General features: G+C 38.9%; 19 protein-coding genes and 1 other annotated feature. All 19 genes read right to left on the bottom strand.

The features are described from left to right. Positions 1-4: 4 nt before the first annotated feature. Positions 5-1,792 (bottom strand): DNA primase, encoded by a 1,788-nt coding sequence (gene dnaG, locus J7W16_RS09075; protein ID WP_210596974.1) that lies wholly within the window; start codon positions 1,790-1,792, stop codon positions 5-7. 53 nt (positions 1,793-1,845) lie between these two features. After that, positions 1,846-2,334, bottom strand: coding sequence for a YaiI/YqxD family protein (locus tag J7W16_RS09080; protein ID WP_246879923.1), 489 nt, complete (start codon positions 2,332-2,334; stop codon positions 1,846-1,848). Between the two features lie 523 nt (positions 2,335-2,857). Further along, positions 2,858-3,667, bottom strand: coding sequence for a pyruvate, water dikinase regulatory protein (locus J7W16_RS09085; RefSeq protein ID WP_210596975.1), 810 nt, complete (start codon positions 3,665-3,667; stop codon positions 2,858-2,860). 36 nt (positions 3,668-3,703) lie between these two features. Next, on the bottom strand, positions 3,704-5,785 hold the full coding sequence (gene glyS / locus J7W16_RS09090; protein WP_210596976.1) for a glycine--tRNA ligase subunit beta: 2,082 nt from the start codon (positions 5,783-5,785) through the stop codon (positions 3,704-3,706). After that, positions 5,778-6,668, bottom strand: coding sequence for a glycine--tRNA ligase subunit alpha (gene glyQ, locus J7W16_RS09095; RefSeq protein ID WP_210596977.1), 891 nt, complete (start codon positions 6,666-6,668; stop codon positions 5,778-5,780). The genes glyS and glyQ overlap by 8 nt, the downstream gene beginning before the upstream one ends. Positions 6,669-6,746: 78 nt before the next feature. Beyond that, positions 6,747-6,925, bottom strand: a binding site (T-box leader). 38 nt (positions 6,926-6,963) lie between these two features. Beyond that, on the bottom strand, positions 6,964-7,731 hold the full coding sequence (gene recO / locus J7W16_RS09100) for a DNA repair protein RecO (protein WP_210596978.1): 768 nt from the start codon (positions 7,729-7,731) through the stop codon (positions 6,964-6,966). A 42-nt stretch (positions 7,732-7,773) separates the two neighbouring features. Further along, positions 7,774-7,917: a YqzL family protein gene (locus J7W16_RS09105; protein WP_210596979.1), complete on the bottom strand. Its 144-nt coding sequence runs from the start codon at positions 7,915-7,917 to the stop codon at positions 7,774-7,776. Between the two features lie 290 nt (positions 7,918-8,207). Further along, positions 8,208-9,119: a GTPase Era gene (gene era, locus J7W16_RS09110; RefSeq protein WP_210596980.1), complete on the bottom strand. Its 912-nt coding sequence runs from the start codon at positions 9,117-9,119 to the stop codon at positions 8,208-8,210. Continuing rightward, complete coding sequence (locus J7W16_RS09115) at positions 9,109-9,510, bottom strand: cytidine deaminase (RefSeq protein WP_210596981.1); 402 nt, start codon at positions 9,508-9,510, stop codon at positions 9,109-9,111. The genes era and J7W16_RS09115 overlap by 11 nt, the downstream gene beginning before the upstream one ends. Next, complete coding sequence (locus J7W16_RS09120) at positions 9,503-10,240, bottom strand: DUF502 domain-containing protein (protein WP_210596982.1); 738 nt, start codon at positions 10,238-10,240, stop codon at positions 9,503-9,505. The genes J7W16_RS09115 and J7W16_RS09120 overlap by 8 nt, the downstream gene beginning before the upstream one ends. 59 nt (positions 10,241-10,299) lie before the next feature. Beyond that, on the bottom strand, positions 10,300-10,692 hold the full coding sequence (locus J7W16_RS09125) for a diacylglycerol kinase family protein (protein WP_210596983.1): 393 nt from the start codon (positions 10,690-10,692) through the stop codon (positions 10,300-10,302). Beyond that, positions 10,676-11,143, bottom strand: a complete 468-nt coding sequence (gene ybeY, locus J7W16_RS09130) for an rRNA maturation RNase YbeY (RefSeq protein WP_210596984.1) — start codon at positions 11,141-11,143, stop codon at positions 10,676-10,678. Before ybeY ends, J7W16_RS09125 begins: the two co-directional genes overlap by 17 nt. Next, the gene (locus tag J7W16_RS09135) at positions 11,140-13,320 is read right to left on the bottom strand and encodes an HD family phosphohydrolase (RefSeq protein WP_210596985.1); all 2,181 of its coding nucleotides are present in this window, start codon (positions 13,318-13,320) and stop codon (positions 11,140-11,142) included. Before J7W16_RS09135 ends, ybeY begins: the two co-directional genes overlap by 4 nt. A gap of 94 nt (positions 13,321-13,414) precedes the next feature. Continuing rightward, positions 13,415-14,386 (bottom strand): PhoH family protein, encoded by a 972-nt coding sequence (locus J7W16_RS09140; RefSeq protein WP_210596986.1) that lies wholly within the window; start codon positions 14,384-14,386, stop codon positions 13,415-13,417. Between the two features lie 5 nt (positions 14,387-14,391). Continuing rightward, complete coding sequence (gene yqfD, locus J7W16_RS09145; RefSeq protein WP_210596987.1) at positions 14,392-15,582, bottom strand: sporulation protein YqfD; 1,191 nt, start codon at positions 15,580-15,582, stop codon at positions 14,392-14,394. Between the two features lie 35 nt (positions 15,583-15,617). Then, positions 15,618-15,908, bottom strand: coding sequence for a sporulation protein YqfC (gene yqfC / locus J7W16_RS09150; protein ID WP_210596988.1), 291 nt, complete (start codon positions 15,906-15,908; stop codon positions 15,618-15,620). Positions 15,909-16,050: 142 nt separating this feature from the next. Next, entirely contained in the window at positions 16,051-16,560 is a 510-nt protein-coding gene (locus J7W16_RS09155) for a hypothetical protein (protein WP_210596989.1), read from the bottom strand. 38 nt (positions 16,561-16,598) lie between these two features. Next, on the bottom strand, positions 16,599-17,600 hold the full coding sequence (gene floA / locus J7W16_RS09160) for a flotillin-like protein FloA (RefSeq protein WP_210596990.1): 1,002 nt from the start codon (positions 17,598-17,600) through the stop codon (positions 16,599-16,601). Between the two features lie 12 nt (positions 17,601-17,612). Beyond that, positions 17,613-18,956: an NfeD family protein gene (locus J7W16_RS09165; protein ID WP_210596991.1), complete on the bottom strand. Its 1,344-nt coding sequence runs from the start codon at positions 18,954-18,956 to the stop codon at positions 17,613-17,615. Positions 18,957-19,059: the final 103 nt, after the last annotated feature.

Below are 19,059 nucleotides of genomic sequence, written 5' to 3' on the forward strand. Positions count from 1 at the left end.
GTCTTTAAGATAATAACTGTTTCATTTGATGGATTTCCTGTAATAACATCGCAGCCTTTAAGGGATCCTTCTCCCTCTTCATTTCAATTTCCTTTTGTTGAATCTCTACCCTTTTTGGGTATGTTTCAATCTGTCTCATGTAATCAATTATTTCCTGTTCCTGATAATCTTCATTAATTGTTAGCATCGCTAGTTCCGTTGCAATACGTCTTAGTTTCTCATCAGTTAAGTCCTGGATGAATTGACTAGGATTCGGTTCATAGCCTTGCCCGTAGAAAGCGAACAAATAAGCTGCGATTGCTTGGTGTTCATCTATATTAAAAGCACCGCCAAGCCGTTCTTGAACTAGTTCTGCAACCTGCTCCTCTCTCATCATATGTGCCAGTAGTAATCGCTCTGCATTATGATAAGCTGGCAAGAGTTTTTTTGATTCAAGTGGCTTTTTTAATGGAGATCTGTTTTCTTTTGCCTTATATTGTTTCTCCTTTGCACGGTATAATTGATTTTGCTCTTGTTTTAATGCATCTAAAGACAGTGAAAATTCTTCAGCAATCTGTCGTAAATAATGATCTCGCTCAACAGCCCTCGTTAATGAGGACATTTCTGCAAGCACAGACTCTATATACTGCATCCGTTCTGATTCATCATTCAGATTCTTGCCCTTTCGAAGAAATTGCATTTTAAATGCCATTAACGTTAAACTGGACCCTATTACATCGTTTTTGAAACGTTCCGCTCCAAATTGGCGAATGTAGTCATCGGGATCATTTCCTTCAGGCATTTGAGCAATCTTAACAATGCAGCCTTCCTGTTGTAAAAGATTCGCATTCTTAAATGCTGCCTCAGTTCCAGCCTTATCAGAGTCATAACACAGTAAGACAGATTCTGCATTCCTGCGTATCAACTTTGCCTGTTCTTCTGTTAATGAGGTACCAAGTGTTGCGACACCATTTGCAATACCTGCACCCCAAGCTGCAATTACATCAACATAACCCTCAAACAAAACAATTGATCCTTGTTTACGAATGGAAGGTCTAGCTAAGTGTAGGCCGTACAATGTTTTCCCTTTTTGAAAGATTGGTGATTCAGAGCTGTTTAGATATTTTGGTTTCTCATCCGTGATCGTTCGTCCACCAAATGCAATCACATTTCCTTGACCGTCCCAAATCGGAAACATCACCCTGTTTCGGAAACGATCATAAAACTGTCCACCAGACTCCCGCTCCCCTAACAAACTTGCACTTGCCATCATTTTCAAATCAAATGCTTTCTTAGTTAAAATGGTCGTAAGTGCATCCCAACGGTCGGGGGCAAAGCCTATTTGAAAATGCTCAAGTTGCTCACGAGAAAAACCACGTTCCTTAATATATTGACGCCCACTACTTCCTTGCTCTGTTAGCATAAGAACATGGTGGTATGTGCTTGCTGCTATTTCATGAGCACTTCTCATTGCTTCTTGAGGTCTATCACCTGAAGAGTGTTCACCTATTTCAGTCTCAGGCAATTCAATATTAAATCGCTTCGCTAACTGAGAAACTGACTCAACGAACGTCAACCCTTCCAGTTCCATTAGAAATGAAAATGCATTCCCTCCAGCTCCACAACCAAAACAATGATACAATTGTTTATCTGGCGAGACGGAAAAGGACGGCGATTTCTCTCCGTGAAAAGGACATAAACCAATATATTGTCGACCTTGTTTTTTTAATTGAACATGATCACTTATGACCTCGACAATATCTGCGGAACGTCTTACTTGTTCTACTTTTTCTTCTGGGATTCGTTTGGACATCCTCTAATCACCATCTTACTTTAAGTCAAGAATGTTACATTCGAGTTTTTTTGCTAAATTCCTGCTTTTTCTGCAATAATTTTTTCGAAATTTCTTTTGAACCGTTCACGATCGTCCTTACTAAATGGTTTAGGACCTTTTGTTCGTTTCCCCATTCTCCTTTGTTTAGCAGAGACAAATCTTGCATCTAACATTTGCTCCATTTTACTTTCATCATATTCAATTCCCCTTGGAGAAAGCACTACCGTTCTCTTCGGAAGTAAAATAGATGCTAATGCATGATCCTGAGTGACACAGACATCACCGATTTTAATGTGATTCATAACATATAAATCGGCAGCCTCCTTATCCGAGTCAACTGTCACTACTTTAGCAGGAGCTGGTATTGTTAACTGATGGGCATATGACGAAACAAATATCATGTCCACCTGATACTCTTGACATATTTCTATAATCTCATCTTTCACAGGACAAGCATCTGCATCGACATATACAGCTGGTTTTAATATGTTCATCTTAATTAGTTCAACATCTCCTTGCATTCTCCTGCTTACATAATAAAGAAAATCGTTGATTCTTGTCGAATTTAATGCCTTAGGCAGTCCTTAACCCTTTTATCCTTACTATCATTACCAAAAAACAAATAAAAAGTCTTGACTTTTAAAATTTATTTGTTCTTTTTTCCATTATTCCTAAAAAATCAAACTTCTTTTTAAACACAATTCTTCATTATACTTTAGTTTCCCTTCTTTTTGTATAAAAAAGAAGCTTGGACAAAAGTGATTTAACTAACAGAAAATAGGAACAATGGTGGTTGGCGGACGTAAACCGCTCCTGAAATATACTTCGCTTTCCGCGGGAAGCCGGTGAGCCTCCTCGTGCCTTGCACTGTAGGGTCTCACCCTTGGCTTTATCATGAGGCCACTAAAGAAAGGTGAAAATCACACCTTTTTCAGTGTCCTCTTTTACATCCCGCAGGAGTCTACGTATATTTCATCCGCTACATGATAGCATTGTTCGCTATTCCAGTTAGACACTTTAATTATGTCCTAGCCTCTAAATACATTACCTAAACATATTAGAAATCAAATTAGCTGTTTCCTCGACTGCTTTGTTCGAAACGTCTATGATTGGACAACCAATTCGTTTCATAATGCCTTCAGCGTATGCGAGTTCTTTTTTTATTCGATCAACATTAGCATAATTAGCATCTTCTTTTAAACCTAAGGCCTTAAGACGTTCTGCTCTAATGCCATTCAACTTCTCAGGACTAATCTTAAGTCCTATGCATTTTTTCGCTGATACTTGGAATAATTCTCTTGGTGGATTCACCTCTGGAACTAAAGGCACATTGGCAACCTTTAATCTTTTATGAGCTAAATACTGAGATAAAGGTGTCTTAGATGTTCTTGAAACACCAATTAAGACGATATCAGCACGGACAATCCCTCTTGGATCGCGACCATCATCATACTTTACAGCAAATTCAATCGCCTCAACTTTACGAAAGTAATCTTCATCTAGGCGATAGATTAATCCTGGCTCGTAACGTGGTGTTTCATTTGTTAAGACAGAGATTTTTTCTAACATAGGACCAATAATATCAACAGTTTCAACCCCAACCTTGTTCGCTTCTTCCACTAAAAAATTTCGAATTTCAGGAATAACCAGGGTGAACGCAATTAAGGCATGGGCACGTTCTGCAAGTCGGACTACTTCCATAATCGTTTCCTCATCTTCAACAAAAGGAATCCTTCTTACCTCAATCCCCAAACCATTAAATTGACTAGTAGCCGCTTTTACTACTAACTCTGCCGTTTCACCAACTGAATCTGACACGACATAAACAATCGGCTTGGTTGAGCTTCCTTCCATACACATCACCTCTTTGGGATAATTAAAGGTAAGAGCTTAATTAGCAAATACGATTTCTTGGAAGTTGGCAAATGAGCAGATAACTGACGCTAATTCTTCCATTTGACTTAATCGATTGTCTCTTTGTCTTTGATCCTCGGACATAACCATGATGTGATCAAAATAGTTATTTATCGACGGAACAATATCATTCAAAGCTGAAAAAGCTTTCTCAATATCACCTTGACTTAATGCCTGAGAAACGACCATTTCAAGATTTTTATAGTCTAGATATAATTGTCTTTCTTCTTCTTTTTCAAATAATTTTTCATCGATTGCGATAGTATTCTCTGCTTTTTTAGCGATATTTGTGACACGACTAAGAGCCTCTACCATTGATTTGAAGCTTGAATTTGAACGCTCTTCAGTAATAATCTTAGCTTTTTTGACTAATGTCGGAATATGACCAACCTTTTCTTGTAACACGGCATCAATCACATCATATGAAACATTTTTCTCCTGAAGCGAGGCTTTTAATCGTAACTTAAAGAATTCAACAAGGTCTTTCTCAAGTTCTTTTCTTGTACGTTTCAGCAGTTGTTTCTCTTCAACAACATTAAGTGTAAACTGAATGATTTCTTCAAAAGAAATATCGAGCTCATAATCGTTGAGCATCTGGACAATCCCCGCCGCTTGTCGTCTAAGTGCATAAGGATCTTGAGAACCTGTCGGAATTAGTCCAATTGCAAAACATGCAACGATTGTATCTAGCTTCTCCGCGATACTTACAATCGTTCCCGCAAGTGTACTAGGACTTGAATCACCTGCAAAACGTGGTTGATAGTGCTCATTAATCGCATTGGCAACCTCGATCTTTTCACCAGCAAGCTCAGCATAGACTTCCCCCATACGTCCTTGTAGTTCAGGGAATTCATAGACCATTTGTGTGACTAGATCAAATTTACCTATCGCAGCAACTCTCTCGGCTGTAACTTTTGTACTTGCATCCACCTTAAGTTCATCTGTTAACAAAGATACCACCTTACTAACCCGGCGAACTTTATCTCCAATTGATCCAAGGTCTTCATGGTAGACGATTTGTTCAAGCTGACTTAATGCTGAAGAAATGTCTAGTTTCTGATCCTCTGCATAGAAGAACGCAGCATCAGATAGTCGTGCTCTTAACACTTTCTCATTTCCTTTTGATACATTCTCTAAATGCTGATGATCCCCATTACGAACCGTAACGAAATGAGGTAGAAGCTCTCCATTTTTACTTTCAACTGGGAAGTACCGTTGATGCTCACGCATTGACGTAATAAGAACTTCCTTTGGTAATGATAGAAATTCTTTATCAAAGCTTCCCGATAGAGCTGTCGGATACTCAACTAGATGATGGACTTCTTCAAGCAAATCTTCATTAATAGGAATAACCCAGTCGTTCCCATCAGTCATTGCTTGAATTTGGTTACGTATTGCTTCTTTTCGTTCATGTGGATTAACGATGACATACTCACCTAATAATGAACGTACATATTCACTTGGCTCATTTATCGTTATTTTTTTTCCTAGAAAACGATGTCCGTATGTGGTATTACTCGTTTCAATATCCGTAATTGAAAAAGGAATAATCTCCTTACCGAATAGAGCAATTAACCATTGGATAGGTCGAGCAAACTTAAGATTATATGAACCCCAACGCATATTTTTAGGGAAATGTAATGATGTAATAATTTCTTGTATTGCTGGTAATAACTCAATCGTCTTTTTCCCGGCAACGAACTTATTAGCAAAAATATACTCAGTACCGTTCACTTCTTTAAAGAATAGATCCTCGGTCGATACACCCTGCCCACGTGCAAATCCTTGTGCAGCCTTGCTCCAATTACCATCCTGATCGTAAGCAATTTTCTTAGCAGGTCCTTTTGCTTCTTCTTCAATATCTGGTTGAGTTTCAGATAGTTGCTCAATAACTAACGCTAGTCGACGAGGCGTCGCATACGCTGCAATTTCTTTGTATTCTAATCTTTCTGCTTTTAACCACTCTTTGACTTTAGCTTCTAACTGTTGCATTGAAGGCGTCACAAATCGTGCTGGTAACTCCTCAAGACCTATTTCTAATAGAAAATCCTTACTCATGGTTTGTTTCCTCCTTCTTTTTTAACATAGGAAAACCGAGACGTTCTCTTTCATCAAAATATAACTTTGCCGCTGTTCTTGCTAGATTTCTAACTCGACCAATATATCCTGTTCTTTCTGTTACTGATATTGCTCCACGTGCATCAAGAAGGTTAAATGTATGTGAACATTTCAAAATATAGTCATATGCCGGAAACACAAGTTGTTCATCAAGTGCTCGTTTGGCTTCTTGTTCATAAGTGCTAAAAAGTGAAAAAAGCATATGGCTATCAGACACCTCAAACGTGTACTTCGAGTGCTCATACTCAGGTTGTTTGAAAATATCACCATACGTAAATCCTTCAACCCATTCTAAATCAAAGACATTTTCCTTATCTTGAATATAAGATGCTAGTCGCTCTAATCCATATGTAATCTCTGCAGAAACAGGATTTGCTTCTAGACCCCCAACTTGTTGGAAGTATGTAAATTGCGTAATTTCCATACCATCAAGCCAAACTTCCCAGCCAAGACCAGCACAACCAAGTGTTGGATTTTCCCAGTTATCCTCAACAAATCGAATATCATGCTCCAATGGATTAATGCCAAGGGCTTTTAAGCTTTCTAAATACAATTCTTGAATGTTTAATGGTGATGGCTTCATTACAACTTGAAATTGATGGTGTTGGTATAGGCGATTCGGATTTTCTCCATAACGACCATCAGCAGGCCGTCTTGACGGCTCAACATAGGCTACATTCCAAGGTTCTGGTCCGATTGTACGTAGTAATGTAAAAGGACTCATCGTCCCTGCTCCTTTTTCAACATCATAGGCTTGCATAATCATACAGTTCTGTTTTGCCCAAAACTCTTGTAACGTTAATATCATTGTTTGTACGTTCATCATTTAGCCTCCCTTTTTTATATATGAAATACGTAAAAATAAGCATAAAAAATAGCTCTCGTTCCTATGTCTGATCGACATAGGGACGAGAGCTATCTCGCGGTTCCACCCTACTTATTAGTCACAATAAGGACTAATCACTTTCACCGTTATATGCTCCAGAACGCCTTCTTTATCCTCTTAAGCCCTAGCTCTCACCAATTCTAGGTTCGCTTTCTTAAGAAAAAATAAATACTACTTTCCTTCTACGCACCATATTCTATTAGTAGCATCATACCCAACTTCTCATCCTGTGTCAATCACCTTTAGAAAAACCAAGATCACCCATTCGATCAAGTTGTTCAAGGAAGCGCTTTGACTTAAGACGCAATCCTGAGTATTCATCATAATAAGCTGAAATAATGGTTTGAAGCTCTTTCTTGGTTTCCTGCTTTAGTGAGATCTGTCCGAGTCGGTCTAAATCCACATAATAGAACAAACGAAGTAGTCTAGCTGCTTGTGTAGTTACATGGAAAGCTCTTTCATCCTTATACACACATCTTCCGCATAGAAAGCCTGCCTCTTTTACGGAGAAAGCCGATGGAATTTCAGTTGAACCACAAACGACGCATTGATCTAGTTCAGGCTTAATCCCACCAACTGCCAACATTTTCATCTCAAAGATCTTAGATAGTACATCAGCATCCATCAGTTCATTTGAATAATAGAGCGTTTGATATAGTAAATGAAACAGAGCGGGATTTCGTACCTTTTCTTCAGTCAATTTATCGGTTAATTCCAAAATATAAGTCGCATAGGCTGCCCGTATAAGGTCGTTTCTAATTTCACGAAATGAATTCTCAATATCGGCCTGATTTAGAGTCCCAAGTCCTTGGCCAGTTTGAATCACAAATGTTCCATGCATAAATAATTGAGATGCAGCTGCCAAACGGCTCTTTGGTTTCTTAGCACCACGTGACATTACACCAATTTTTCCTAACTCTTTTGTATACAACGTAATGATTTTGTTTGATTCACCATAGTCAATGGTGCGAATCACAATTCCTTCTACCTTCTGCATCAATTTCTACCACCACACTTTCAAGTGAGGTGTCAACATACGTCATTAATGGGTTGGAGTATCTAACGCATTACCCTCCACGTCATCTTGTTCGAATTGATCATCTGAATCGCGCTCAAGCTCCTTTAACAGTAAATACGTATCTACGTTACCAGTCATAGAAAACACTTTCCACGAAAAATCGAGCATATCAGATTCCACCTTTCTGTAAGACTAACGCTCTATACTAGTATGATGACCGAGTTTCTTATAAACATGTTAAGGAAATATTGTTAATTTAATTCCCTTGACAAGAAAAATTGAAACCTCTTTTCTTTCTTTTATCATAATCTTTTAAAAATAAAAAAACAATGGCTACAAGATGTAGTCATTGTTAAAGTCCTATTACAAATTAATATCGTTACACTTCACTTTTTAGCAGGAAGCTCGATACCGTTTATCGCATAAAAAAATAGCAGAAAAAGCACCGTTATTTAAATTTAGTACTCATCTTCCCTAAAACCGTACTCTCTTAAATGTGCGGCTTTATTTCTCCAATCTTTCTGGACCTTGACCCAAAGCTCAAGGAATACTTTAGATCCGAGTAAGGTTTCAATATCCGCTCGTGCACGTTTCCCAACTTCTTTTAACATTGTTCCTTGCTTACCAATGATAATCCCCTTTTGAGAGGTTCGTTCGACAATAATGGTTGCTCCAATATATACTGTCTCACTATTTCCGCGCCGCTTCATTTGTTCTATATTCACAGCTACCGAATGCGGAATCTCCTCACGTGTTAAATGCAACACTTTTTCACGAATTAATTCACCAACAACAAAACGTTCTGGATGGTCTGTTACTTGATCACTAGGGTAGTACTGAGGACCAGGCTCAAGGTATTTCGTAATCTGTTCCATCAATGTCGTAACATTATTTCCCTCTAATGCTGAAATGGGAACTACTTCCTCAAAATCGAATTTCTTTCGATAAGTTTCAATTACACTAAAAACAGCTTCAGGATCCATCTTGTCAATCTTATTAATTACTAAAAATGTTTTAGGAGAGGCTGCTTGTAGGCGTTCAATTATAAACTCCTCGCCAGCACCAAATGCTTCGGTTCCATCAACAACATATAAGACCAAATCAACTTCACGTAATGTATTTTGTGCTACCTTCATCATAAAATCGCCCAATTTATGCTTAGGCTTATGAATTCCTGGTGTATCAATAAATATGATCTGTGATTCATTACTCGAGTACACACCTTGAATTTTATTACGTGTCGTTTGTGGCTTGTCCGACATGATTGCAATTTTTTGACCGATGACGTGGTTAATCAGTGTTGATTTCCCAACATTTGGTCGACCAATAATCGAGACAAATCCCGATTTAAATTCATTCTTATTTTCCATTCATATCCTCCGCAATAAAGGCACCTGGTAACAATTCTGCTACAGTCATTTCTAGTACATCACCTTTTAAATTTGTCAGTATAACTTTTGTATCTTGAGGCACTAACTCTGCCATCACTTGCCTGCAAGCCCCACATGGTGAAACTGGCCGATCAGTATCCGCAACAACAGCAATTTGCTTAACGGATCGATTGCCCTCTGAGTAAGCCTTAAATAAAGCAGTTCTTTCAGCACAATTTGTTAACCCGAAGGACGCATTTTCTATATTGGCCCCATGAATAATTTCTCCATTTTCCATTTCAAGTGCAGCTCCTACAGGAAATTTAGAGTAAGGGACATAGGCATTCTCTCTTGCTTTTTTAGCTTCCTCTATTAGTTGTTGCTCATTCATTCCAATCATCCTTTCGTTTTCGGACTCGTACTACCATATTATCATAGTCTACGTCTGTAGCTATATCATTATCCACTTCAGGATCTGGCGGCACAACAACACCACCAGATATTATAAATTTTAATCCTTGCTCTACACTCATATTAAGAATAGTGACATCTTCTCTTGGGACAAGCACAAGCCATCCAGAAGTGGGATTTGGTGTTGTAGGCAGAAATACATTTACACACTCCTTTGAGGTTATACGTTGTACTTCTCCTTTTGATTCACCCGTTTGAAAGCCAACAGTATAGAGACCTTTCCTCGGGTATTCAACTAGAACAACATTTTTAAATGATGAACGCTCTTGTGCAAACGCATGAATCACTTGCTCCACCGATGTATAAATGGAATTAGCAATCGGAATTCGACGAAACGTTCGATCAATCGTTCCGAAAAAACGTAACCCTCTACCTTGAATCCTTAGTGCGCCTACCCATGTAACAAGTAAGATTGTTAGGACAAATCCTATTCCTAAGAGCCTTTCAGAAAAAGGCGTGTATACACCGAGAAAGTAGATACGACCATCAATACTCGTAATAATATTTAATCCTTTAAGAATGGATGTAATAAACGACCCAAGGAATGCATCCACCAGGCCAAATAACAACTGAATAACGTAAATTGTTGCTATAGCTGGTAACAAAAAAATAATTCCAGCAATAATATTCCTTTGAAATCTTTTCCACATATTCGAGTACACACCTCTCGACCCACTCAAACGGCCTGGCTAACCGATCCGACCTTCTTTTATAGATTTAATAGATGTAAAAGTGGTGGTATAAAAATAATTAAACCGATCACAACAGCAAACACACAGTAAACAAAAACAGCAGCCGCTGCAATATCCTTAGCAAGCTTTGCCATTGGATGATAATCCTTTGTAACCAGATCAACAGTGCGCTCGACAGCCGTGTTCATGATCTCAAGTGCGAAAATTCCTGCTATAACTATAAGAAGAATTAACCAATGCGTAAGAGGTAAATCTAATAAGTACGCACTAATGATGATTAATGCCGCGACAACCACATGAATATTCATATTCTGTTCATGCTTAAATACATGGCCTAACCCTTGTGTTGCATAATAAAAGGATTTTAATAATCGCTTAAATCCACGTTTGTTCCTATCGTGTAAGCCCATAATCTGCTAATATGTTCTCTTGCCTTGAGAACATATCCTTCTCTTCGGCGTCTGTCATGTGATCATACCCTAACAAATGAAGCATTCCGTGAACCGTTAAGAAGCCTAGCTCTCGCTCAAAGGAATGGCCGTACTCCTCAGCTTGTTGCTTGATATGTGAAACCGAGATAATAATGTCTCCTAGCATATTGGGTACATCATCTAAAATGACAAGCTCGCCTTCCACCTCATCATTAAGGGCAAAAGAGATGACATCCGTCGGTTGATCTTTGCCACGATATTCGGCATTAAGTGCTTGAATACGCTCCTCACTTACAAATGTAACTGAGACTTCGATCTCCCCTTTTACTTGTTCAAACTCCAATGTTTTATTTACTACGTCATTAACTAGCTTTTGATGATGTTCGTTAATCATATCTGTTTCATCATTTAAATCGACAGTTACATTCATTCTTTTTCTCCCTTCCCTTTTACATCCTCTGGATATTCAATTCTCTCATGGAATGTCCCTTTCAATGTTTCACAAATGGAGATAGCGACTTGATCCAATTCTTTTAAGGTAAGATCGGATTCATCAAATTGTCCATCCTCAAGCTTGTCTTGAATTATTTTCCGTACTAATGTTTCAATTTTATCTGGCGTTGGCTTTTGAATGGTTCGAACGGCAGCCTCAACGCTATCAGCAATGCCGACAATAGCTGAAACTTTTGTTTTGGCTTTCGGACCCGGGTAACGAAATTGAGATTCAGGAATAGGATGGTCACTATCTTGATTGGCCTTATGATAAAAGTATTTTAATAAGGTTGTTCCATGATGTTGCTCAGCAATATCAATAATCTCCTTAGGCATCTTGTGTTCTCTTAACAAGTCAGCCCCGTCATAAGGATGTGCAATAATAATCGTTCGACTAAGCTGTGGTGAAATCTTATCATGCGGATTGCCCATTTTCATTTGATTTTCAATGAAAAAATGTGGTCTCTTTGTCTTGCCTAAGTCATGATAATATGATCCAACTCTAGCAAGTAAACCATTAACACCAATTGATTCACAGGCAGCTTCCGATAGATTACCAACCACTACGCTATGATGATAAGTCCCAGGAGCTTCAACAAGGATCTTTCTTAACAAAGGATGATTAGGGTTAGATAATTCAATTAGGCGTGTTGTTGAAAGAATGCCAAATCCAGCCTCTAAAAATGGAAGTAATCCGATTGTCAAAACAGCAGCAATGAAACCAGACAAGAAAGCAAAACCTAGATGCATACCAACTTCAAGCCATTCTGTTTGAACTGTTTTTAGAAACAGTAAAGCAGTGACTACAACGATATTAATACCGGCAACGAATAGACCTGCACTTAAAATACGAGATACTCTGTTTGATCGATCTAGAAAATAAGCTCCAGCAAATGAGCTAAACAAAATATAAAACCCATAAGTGAAATTAAATGTTCCTGCCGTATCATTATTAAAAATAACACTTCCGATCACTGCAAACATCATACTAGCAAAGATAGCTACCCTTGTGTGAATCAGTAACGTAATAAGCATAGCACCAATCGATACCGGAACGATGAAACCAAGACCTTGAATTTCAATAATCTGCAGAAGGCTAGTTATCTTAATTAGAGCAACCGTCAAAAGAAAAATAATTGTAAACATTAGTAAATGACTATTATTCTTTTGTACAGTCGTTTCCGCTTCTTTTAGATAATAAGAGAGCATTAATACAATTAAAAGAACAAGCAGAGCCAGCCCGATGTATGGAAAGACATTAATCCGATCATCCAAAAGTCCAACGACACGTAACTGCTCGTAGATCTCGTGGGTAATCATTTCCCCTTCCCTCACTAATAGCTCTCCTTCACGTATAAGTACAGGCTCGACATTCTCAGCCGCCTCCTGTCTTAACTGTTGGGTCGCATTAGCGTCATAGATGTAATTGGGAATGATAGCAAACTGAGCGATTTCAATCATCGCTTTTAATAATTCATTGCTTACAGTAGAAATCGCAATTTGATTACTCACTTCGCGTTTTGACTCTGCCAAATCACGAATGGAGATCGTTTGATTCATGATTTCAAATACTGCATTAGTAGCTGTTTCTCGTGCTATTTGTAATTGCGAATCACTCGCCTCTATAAAGGTAATAATCGTTTCCTCAGATAAGTCATTGCTTGTCCCTGGAGAAAGGACTTCATCAACATAGGCTAGACGCTGTTCAAGAATCTCTTCTTCAGTTAGGACAACTTCTTCTCTCTCTCCTTCAGTTGTCTCTTCTATCTGAGGTACTTCTTCATTCACTTGAATAATCAAATCAAAAATATCATGTACCTTTCGAACTTGATTTTGAGCATATTCCTTTTTCTGTTCATAAACAGGACCGATGGCATCCCTTGCTTCGGCCCGACGAATTTCAGTAGCTGTCTTATGTTCAATTGTAATTGGAGAGCGAATATCTTGATCAGCAATTTGTGACAAACGTACATCTAAGGTATCTGGTATGACATTTCCCAGCATCATTAAATAAAGACTTATTCCAATTAATACAAATAGAATTGCTCTTATGTATGGATGGTTACGTAGCCGCCTCCACCACTTCTGTTGATCAATTGGTGATTGTCTTTTCAAGAAAAGTCACCTCTGCTTTCTATTATCGAAAGAAGACCCTCAAGTGGAAGAGGGTCTTCTTATCGTGCCTCCTCATGGCAAGGCTACATCCAGATTAATTGTCTTCTTCTTTGTTTTCATGGTCATATGCTTCAATAATCTGTTGCACTAATGTATGACGGACAACATCTGATTGCTGTAAGAAAATAAAGCCAATGGCATGAACGTTTTGTAAAATCTCCAAGGCGACCTTTAGCCCTGATTTTTTGCCCCGAGGTAGATCAATTTGCGTAAGATCACCATTAATGACCATTTTTGATCCAAACCCAAGGCGAGTTATAAACATTTTCATTTGTTCTTTTGTTGTGTTCTGTGCTTCATCTAAGATAACAAAAGCATCATCAAGAGTTCTTCCTCTCATATAGGCAAGGGGAGCGACTTCAATTGTTCCTCTCTCCATTAACCTTGCTGTTTGCTCTGTTCCTAGCACATCATGAAGTGCATCGTAGAGTGGACGTAAATAAGGATCCACTTTTTCTTTAAGGTCACCAGGTAAGAACCCAAGACTTTCTCCCGCTTCGACTGCTGGTCTTGTAAGGACGATCCGTTTCACATATCCATCCTTTAGAGCTGTAACAGCCATCACAACGGCTAAATACGTTTTACCAGTACCTGCAGGACCAATCCCAAAGACCATGTCCTTTTTCCGTAGAGCAGAAACATAATGACGTTGCCCTAACGTCTTGGCAATAATTGGTTTACCTTTTACGTTCGTTGCAACCTTTTCATCGTACAGCTCCAATAATTCTTCGAGACGATTTTGCTCAGCAAGCTGCACAGCGTACACGACATCACGTTCTGATATGGAAATCCCTTTTCGAATAAGCTGAACCAGAGCATTGAGGATTTGTTGAACAAACTCTACTTGCTTTTCACTACCAGTAACTAGAACTTCCTCACCTCTAGTCACTAGACTTACACCGAGATGTTCTTCCATCCGTTTCAGGTGTCTGTCATTCGGACCAATAAGAGCTTGTGTCTCATTAGCATTCTTGACTTCTAGCTTGATCGTTTTGGCTTCTGACAATAGACTCAATCTCCTTGAATAATCGGTTGCTCCGATGTAATATCTTCTATTACTTGGTAATGTATCCGTAAGTTAACTTTACCATTCTCGACAGTTTCGTGCAAAACTTTTTCTCCAATAATTTCCGCATCCTTTGGTATATGTTTCGTTAAGTCAACTTTCGCTCTCTTCTTGGCCTCTTTGATCGCCTCTTCTTTCGTATAAACACGATCGTGAACGGAAGACTCCATTAGCTCAAGCTTACGATACTGTATAGGTAGTGACCATTTGAAGAACTTAATTGGTTTTTTGTGGTCAACCTCTTCAAAGGTTTGATATTTATTTTTACCAAATCCCCAAATAGGTATGTCTAATCCGGCAAAAGAAAAGTAATGTTTTGTTTTCTTCTCACCTGTTAATGACGTAGTAACTGACTCTAAAGGAATAGACACTTCAGACTTGTACCAAATTTCACCAAGAATAGTAGCCTTTGCAGGAACTAGCTCCTGCTCTCCGTCCTCTTTTCCAATATAACCAGAAACTAACATATCTCCCTTACGGACAAAATCATTTGGTCTTACCAAAGCTTGACCATGTTCAACAAAGACACTATGGATAATGGCTTCCTTCGTTGAAATTAGATGTCTTGGACTATATCTCTCAGCTTCTTCCGGAAGCTTCTGTTCAACAACCTCAAATTCATAGGTCGTCCCTTTTTGACGCACACCTATCCATGTCGCACCAGACACAAGCTCACTAACATCTCTTTGAATATATTCAACACTTGGTAAGGAAAATTGAAATGAGCCTCGCTTTATCCCCATTTCGGTAATAACTTGACGTAATTCATGTTCTACCTTTGGTGAAGCTCCCTTCACTTCAATATTCCACACCATATTTGACATAACAGCCATTACCGCCAGAAACACTAGGATTCCAGATACGAAGCCAGACCGACTTATCATCCTTCTTAACAGAAATGGTCCCCCCCACCTCTTAGTGAAGGTTATTTTACACCGAGTCATTCTTAGTAGTGGACGGACTCGCTTCGCATCTTCAACATCCATGAAACAGACAATTTCATCCTCACTTATTCTCTTTATATGCCAAATCGAAATATCCTCTTCCATACAACGATTTAGAAATCTTTCAGGATATGGACCATTAATCCTAACACGAACATATCCACGAACTACATTCATCCAGTTATTTTTCATCTGTAGTTTCTCCTCCTTCTAACCTGCCTATACTTCTATGTATTCTTCTCATCTAAATAAATGACCTGATCAATTCGTCCCTCAAGTAAAAGCTCTTCTGGAAGAATTGTCTTAATGACAAAATGATCTCCCTTTATTAATAACTGGCCTTGTTTTAGTAAGAGACGTAATTCTTGGTTAGAAAATCGCAGAACACCGCGATGATTTTCGATATAAATATGCAGCTGACCTATCATTGTAATTCTTGGTAGGTCCATCATGACGTCCGCAGGGAGCTGCATCTGCTTTGTCATCCAGTTACTCATCTGCTGTCTCATCTTCTTCATGTTCGAACCCCCTCTCTTTCATCTTTATGATATTGACCAATCTGTTATCACCGAAATCTCAAGAAAAAATGCTCTTATCCTATTTTTTAAGGGCTCCAAAACAAAAAAAGCAGCACCATAGTGGCACTGCTTTTTTTTAGTATTAACTTTTCCTTACGAATGTTTGGTGCGGTTGCTTTCCTCTAGGGCGCCCGAGAACTTCTGACCAGACGACTGCTTTCATCGCTTCTTGATTAGATAAACGATTTAACTGTAAATCAAGTGGGGCTTTACGACCAATTTCATTGTCTAAGATAGGACTTCGTTGGCGATCTTCAATATACTGTTTTGTTTCACGATATTTCTGTGCCATTTTTTCTTGTCTATCTTCTTGTTCATCCTTTATTTCTGGTATATCAAAATACACTTCCGTTTTCTCAGCTGGTGGTTGATCTTTCGGTTGTTCACTTCCTGGCCATGAGGTCGTTTCCTCTTGTTTGAAAATCTCACGCCAATCAACTTTACCTGTATTGGGACGAGCTGGCTTCTTACTCGGAGAATTCTCATCTGATTGTTCTCCCTTAGACATCCTTCCAAAGAAGCTAAATAAACCACCAATAACGATAATGACTGGAACTAAATTTCCAAGTATTAAATCTAAAATGCCTTCCATATTCATTCTTCCTCCTTTCTATTTTGGGAGGATGCTACTTAATCTCTTTTAGGGCCTGTTGAATCTTGGTCCGTTGCTTTGCTAATTGACCCTCTCATATCCGTATCTGCCATTACGTTCTGGTAATTCATATAGTCCATAACACCCATATTCCCTTTACGTAATGCTTCTGATAAAGCCATCGGTACTTCTGCTTCTGCCTCAACAACCTTCGCACGCATTTCTTCAACTCGAGCCTTCATTTCTTGTTCATTTGCAACAGCCATTGCACGTCGTTCCTCTGCCTTAGCTTGAGCAATTTTCTTATCAGCTTCAGCTTGATCCGTTTGAAGCTCAGCACCAATGTTTTTGCCAATGTCGATATCAGCAATATCAATCGAGAGAATTTCAAAAGCAGTCCCTGCATCTAATCCTTTTGAAAGAACCGTTTGTGAAATCATATCAGGGTTTTCTAACACTTTTTTGTGATTAACAGCAGACCCGATTGTCGAAACAATCCCTTCACCAACACGTGCAATAACCGTATCTTCACCAGCACCACCGACAAGTCTGTCGATATTTGCACGTACAGTAATTCGAGCCTTTGCCTTCACTTCAATCCCGTCCATCGCTACACCGGCAATGAAAGGTGTTTCAATAACCTTTGGATTAACACTCATTTGAACAGCTTCTAATACATCACGACCAGCAAGATCAATTGCAGCCGCACGTTCAAAGCTTAAATCAATATTGGCACGTTGAGCAGCGATTAGTGCATTTACAACGCGGTCTACATTACCACCCGCTAAGTAATGTCCTTCTAATTTTGATGTACTTAAATCTAGTCCTGCTTTTACCGCTTTAATTAACGGATTAACTACACGAGCTGGGATAACACGACGTAAACGCATTCCAACTAATTCAAAAATACCTACGCGAACCCCTGCAGCTAATGCTGAAATCCATAACATGATTGGAACAAACGTAAACAATACCGCTAACAGAATTAGTAAAATAGCCAAACCAACTAATAATGAAATACTACTTGCATCTAATACCATTAAAATTCCTCCTTATATTTCCTTTTTTTCACGTACAACAATACGTGAGCCTGCCGTATAGATAATTTCTACTTGTCTTCCTTGTTCAATATATCCTCCCTCTGTAACGACGTCAAGGCGCTCACGGTCAAATACCGCTGAGCCTGACGGACGAAGAGGTGTTAACGCTTCACCAACCTGCCCCATTAACTCATCTCTAGTTCGATTCGATATATAGCCTTTTTCAGTGCTAGTAGAATCAGAAAGAATCATTTTCTTCATCGGACCTCTAAAACCGAAATAACGGAATAGCAAAATCGCTGAAATTGCCGTGATCACTATGGCTATTGCGATGTAAATTAGCATTGATGCCGTTGAAAAAGATGCTAATAACATCCCTCCAATGATTGAACCAATGCCAAGTAATCCAAATATGCCAAAGCCAGGCACAAATATTTCAACCATGATGAGCAAAAAGCCAATAACAAATAAAATCAATGATTCCCATCCAGCGAAACCAGCAATCATATGACCAAAGAAGAACAGCATCAGTGCAGAAATCCCCATAATCCCAGGAACCCCAAAGCCAGGTGAGTACAGCTCAAGAACAAGACCTAGACTTCCAACTGAAAGCAATATCGGAATGACGATAGGATTAGTAACAAACCTCGCTACTTTTTCAGAGAAGCTCACTTCCATCTCTTTCTCAATAACATTTTCTAATCCCAACGCTTCGATAAGCTCCGCACGATCGGAGGCAATATGATCAGCATAGTTAACGCTCAACGCTTGAGTATGTGTCAACGTAAGAAGCTCACCCGCTGGTGCACCAAGCTCTGGTAGGTCAATCCTCTCATCAGCCATCGCAAGAGCATATTGCGGATCTCTGCCGTTTAATTCAGCTGATCCCCTCATCTCTGCAAGCCAATAAGTTTGTGTTTTCTTGTCAGCGGCATTCCCTTCACCATCAATAACGGCCGCAGCACCCATTGTTGAACCTGGTGCCATCACAATAGTATCTGTATTAAGAGCAATATAAGCTCCTGCAGAAATGGCTTTGTTCTTAACAAAGGTAATCACTGGAATCTCGGTGTTACGTATGAGATTCGCAATATTACCTGCAGCATCTACTGCTCCACCCGGGGTATCCATTTCTAAGACAATATGTGTGGCACCTTCTTCTTTAGCGGTTTCAAATGAACGCGACATAAAAGCTTCTAATCCACGTTCAACCGTTTGTTCAACAGGAATATAATAAATAACCGGTTGACCATCGTCCGCTTCCTCATTACTTAAGACTGATTGAACCGGCAACAGAATACAAGCCACAAGAATAAAAGCCAAATAAACAGCTAACCTTTGACGTCTGCTAAACATAGCTTCCTCCTTTCTAATCAATACTTTATGTACGAATGAAATATAATTTAGTTTCAAATTAGATCAAATTATATTTATCACTAGTATAGTTTCTCTATTCTCT

This window comes from Halalkalibacter suaedae (genome assembly GCF_017939705.1).
GTDB lineage: Bacteria > Bacillota > Bacilli > Bacillales > Bacillaceae_D > Halalkalibacter > Halalkalibacter suaedae.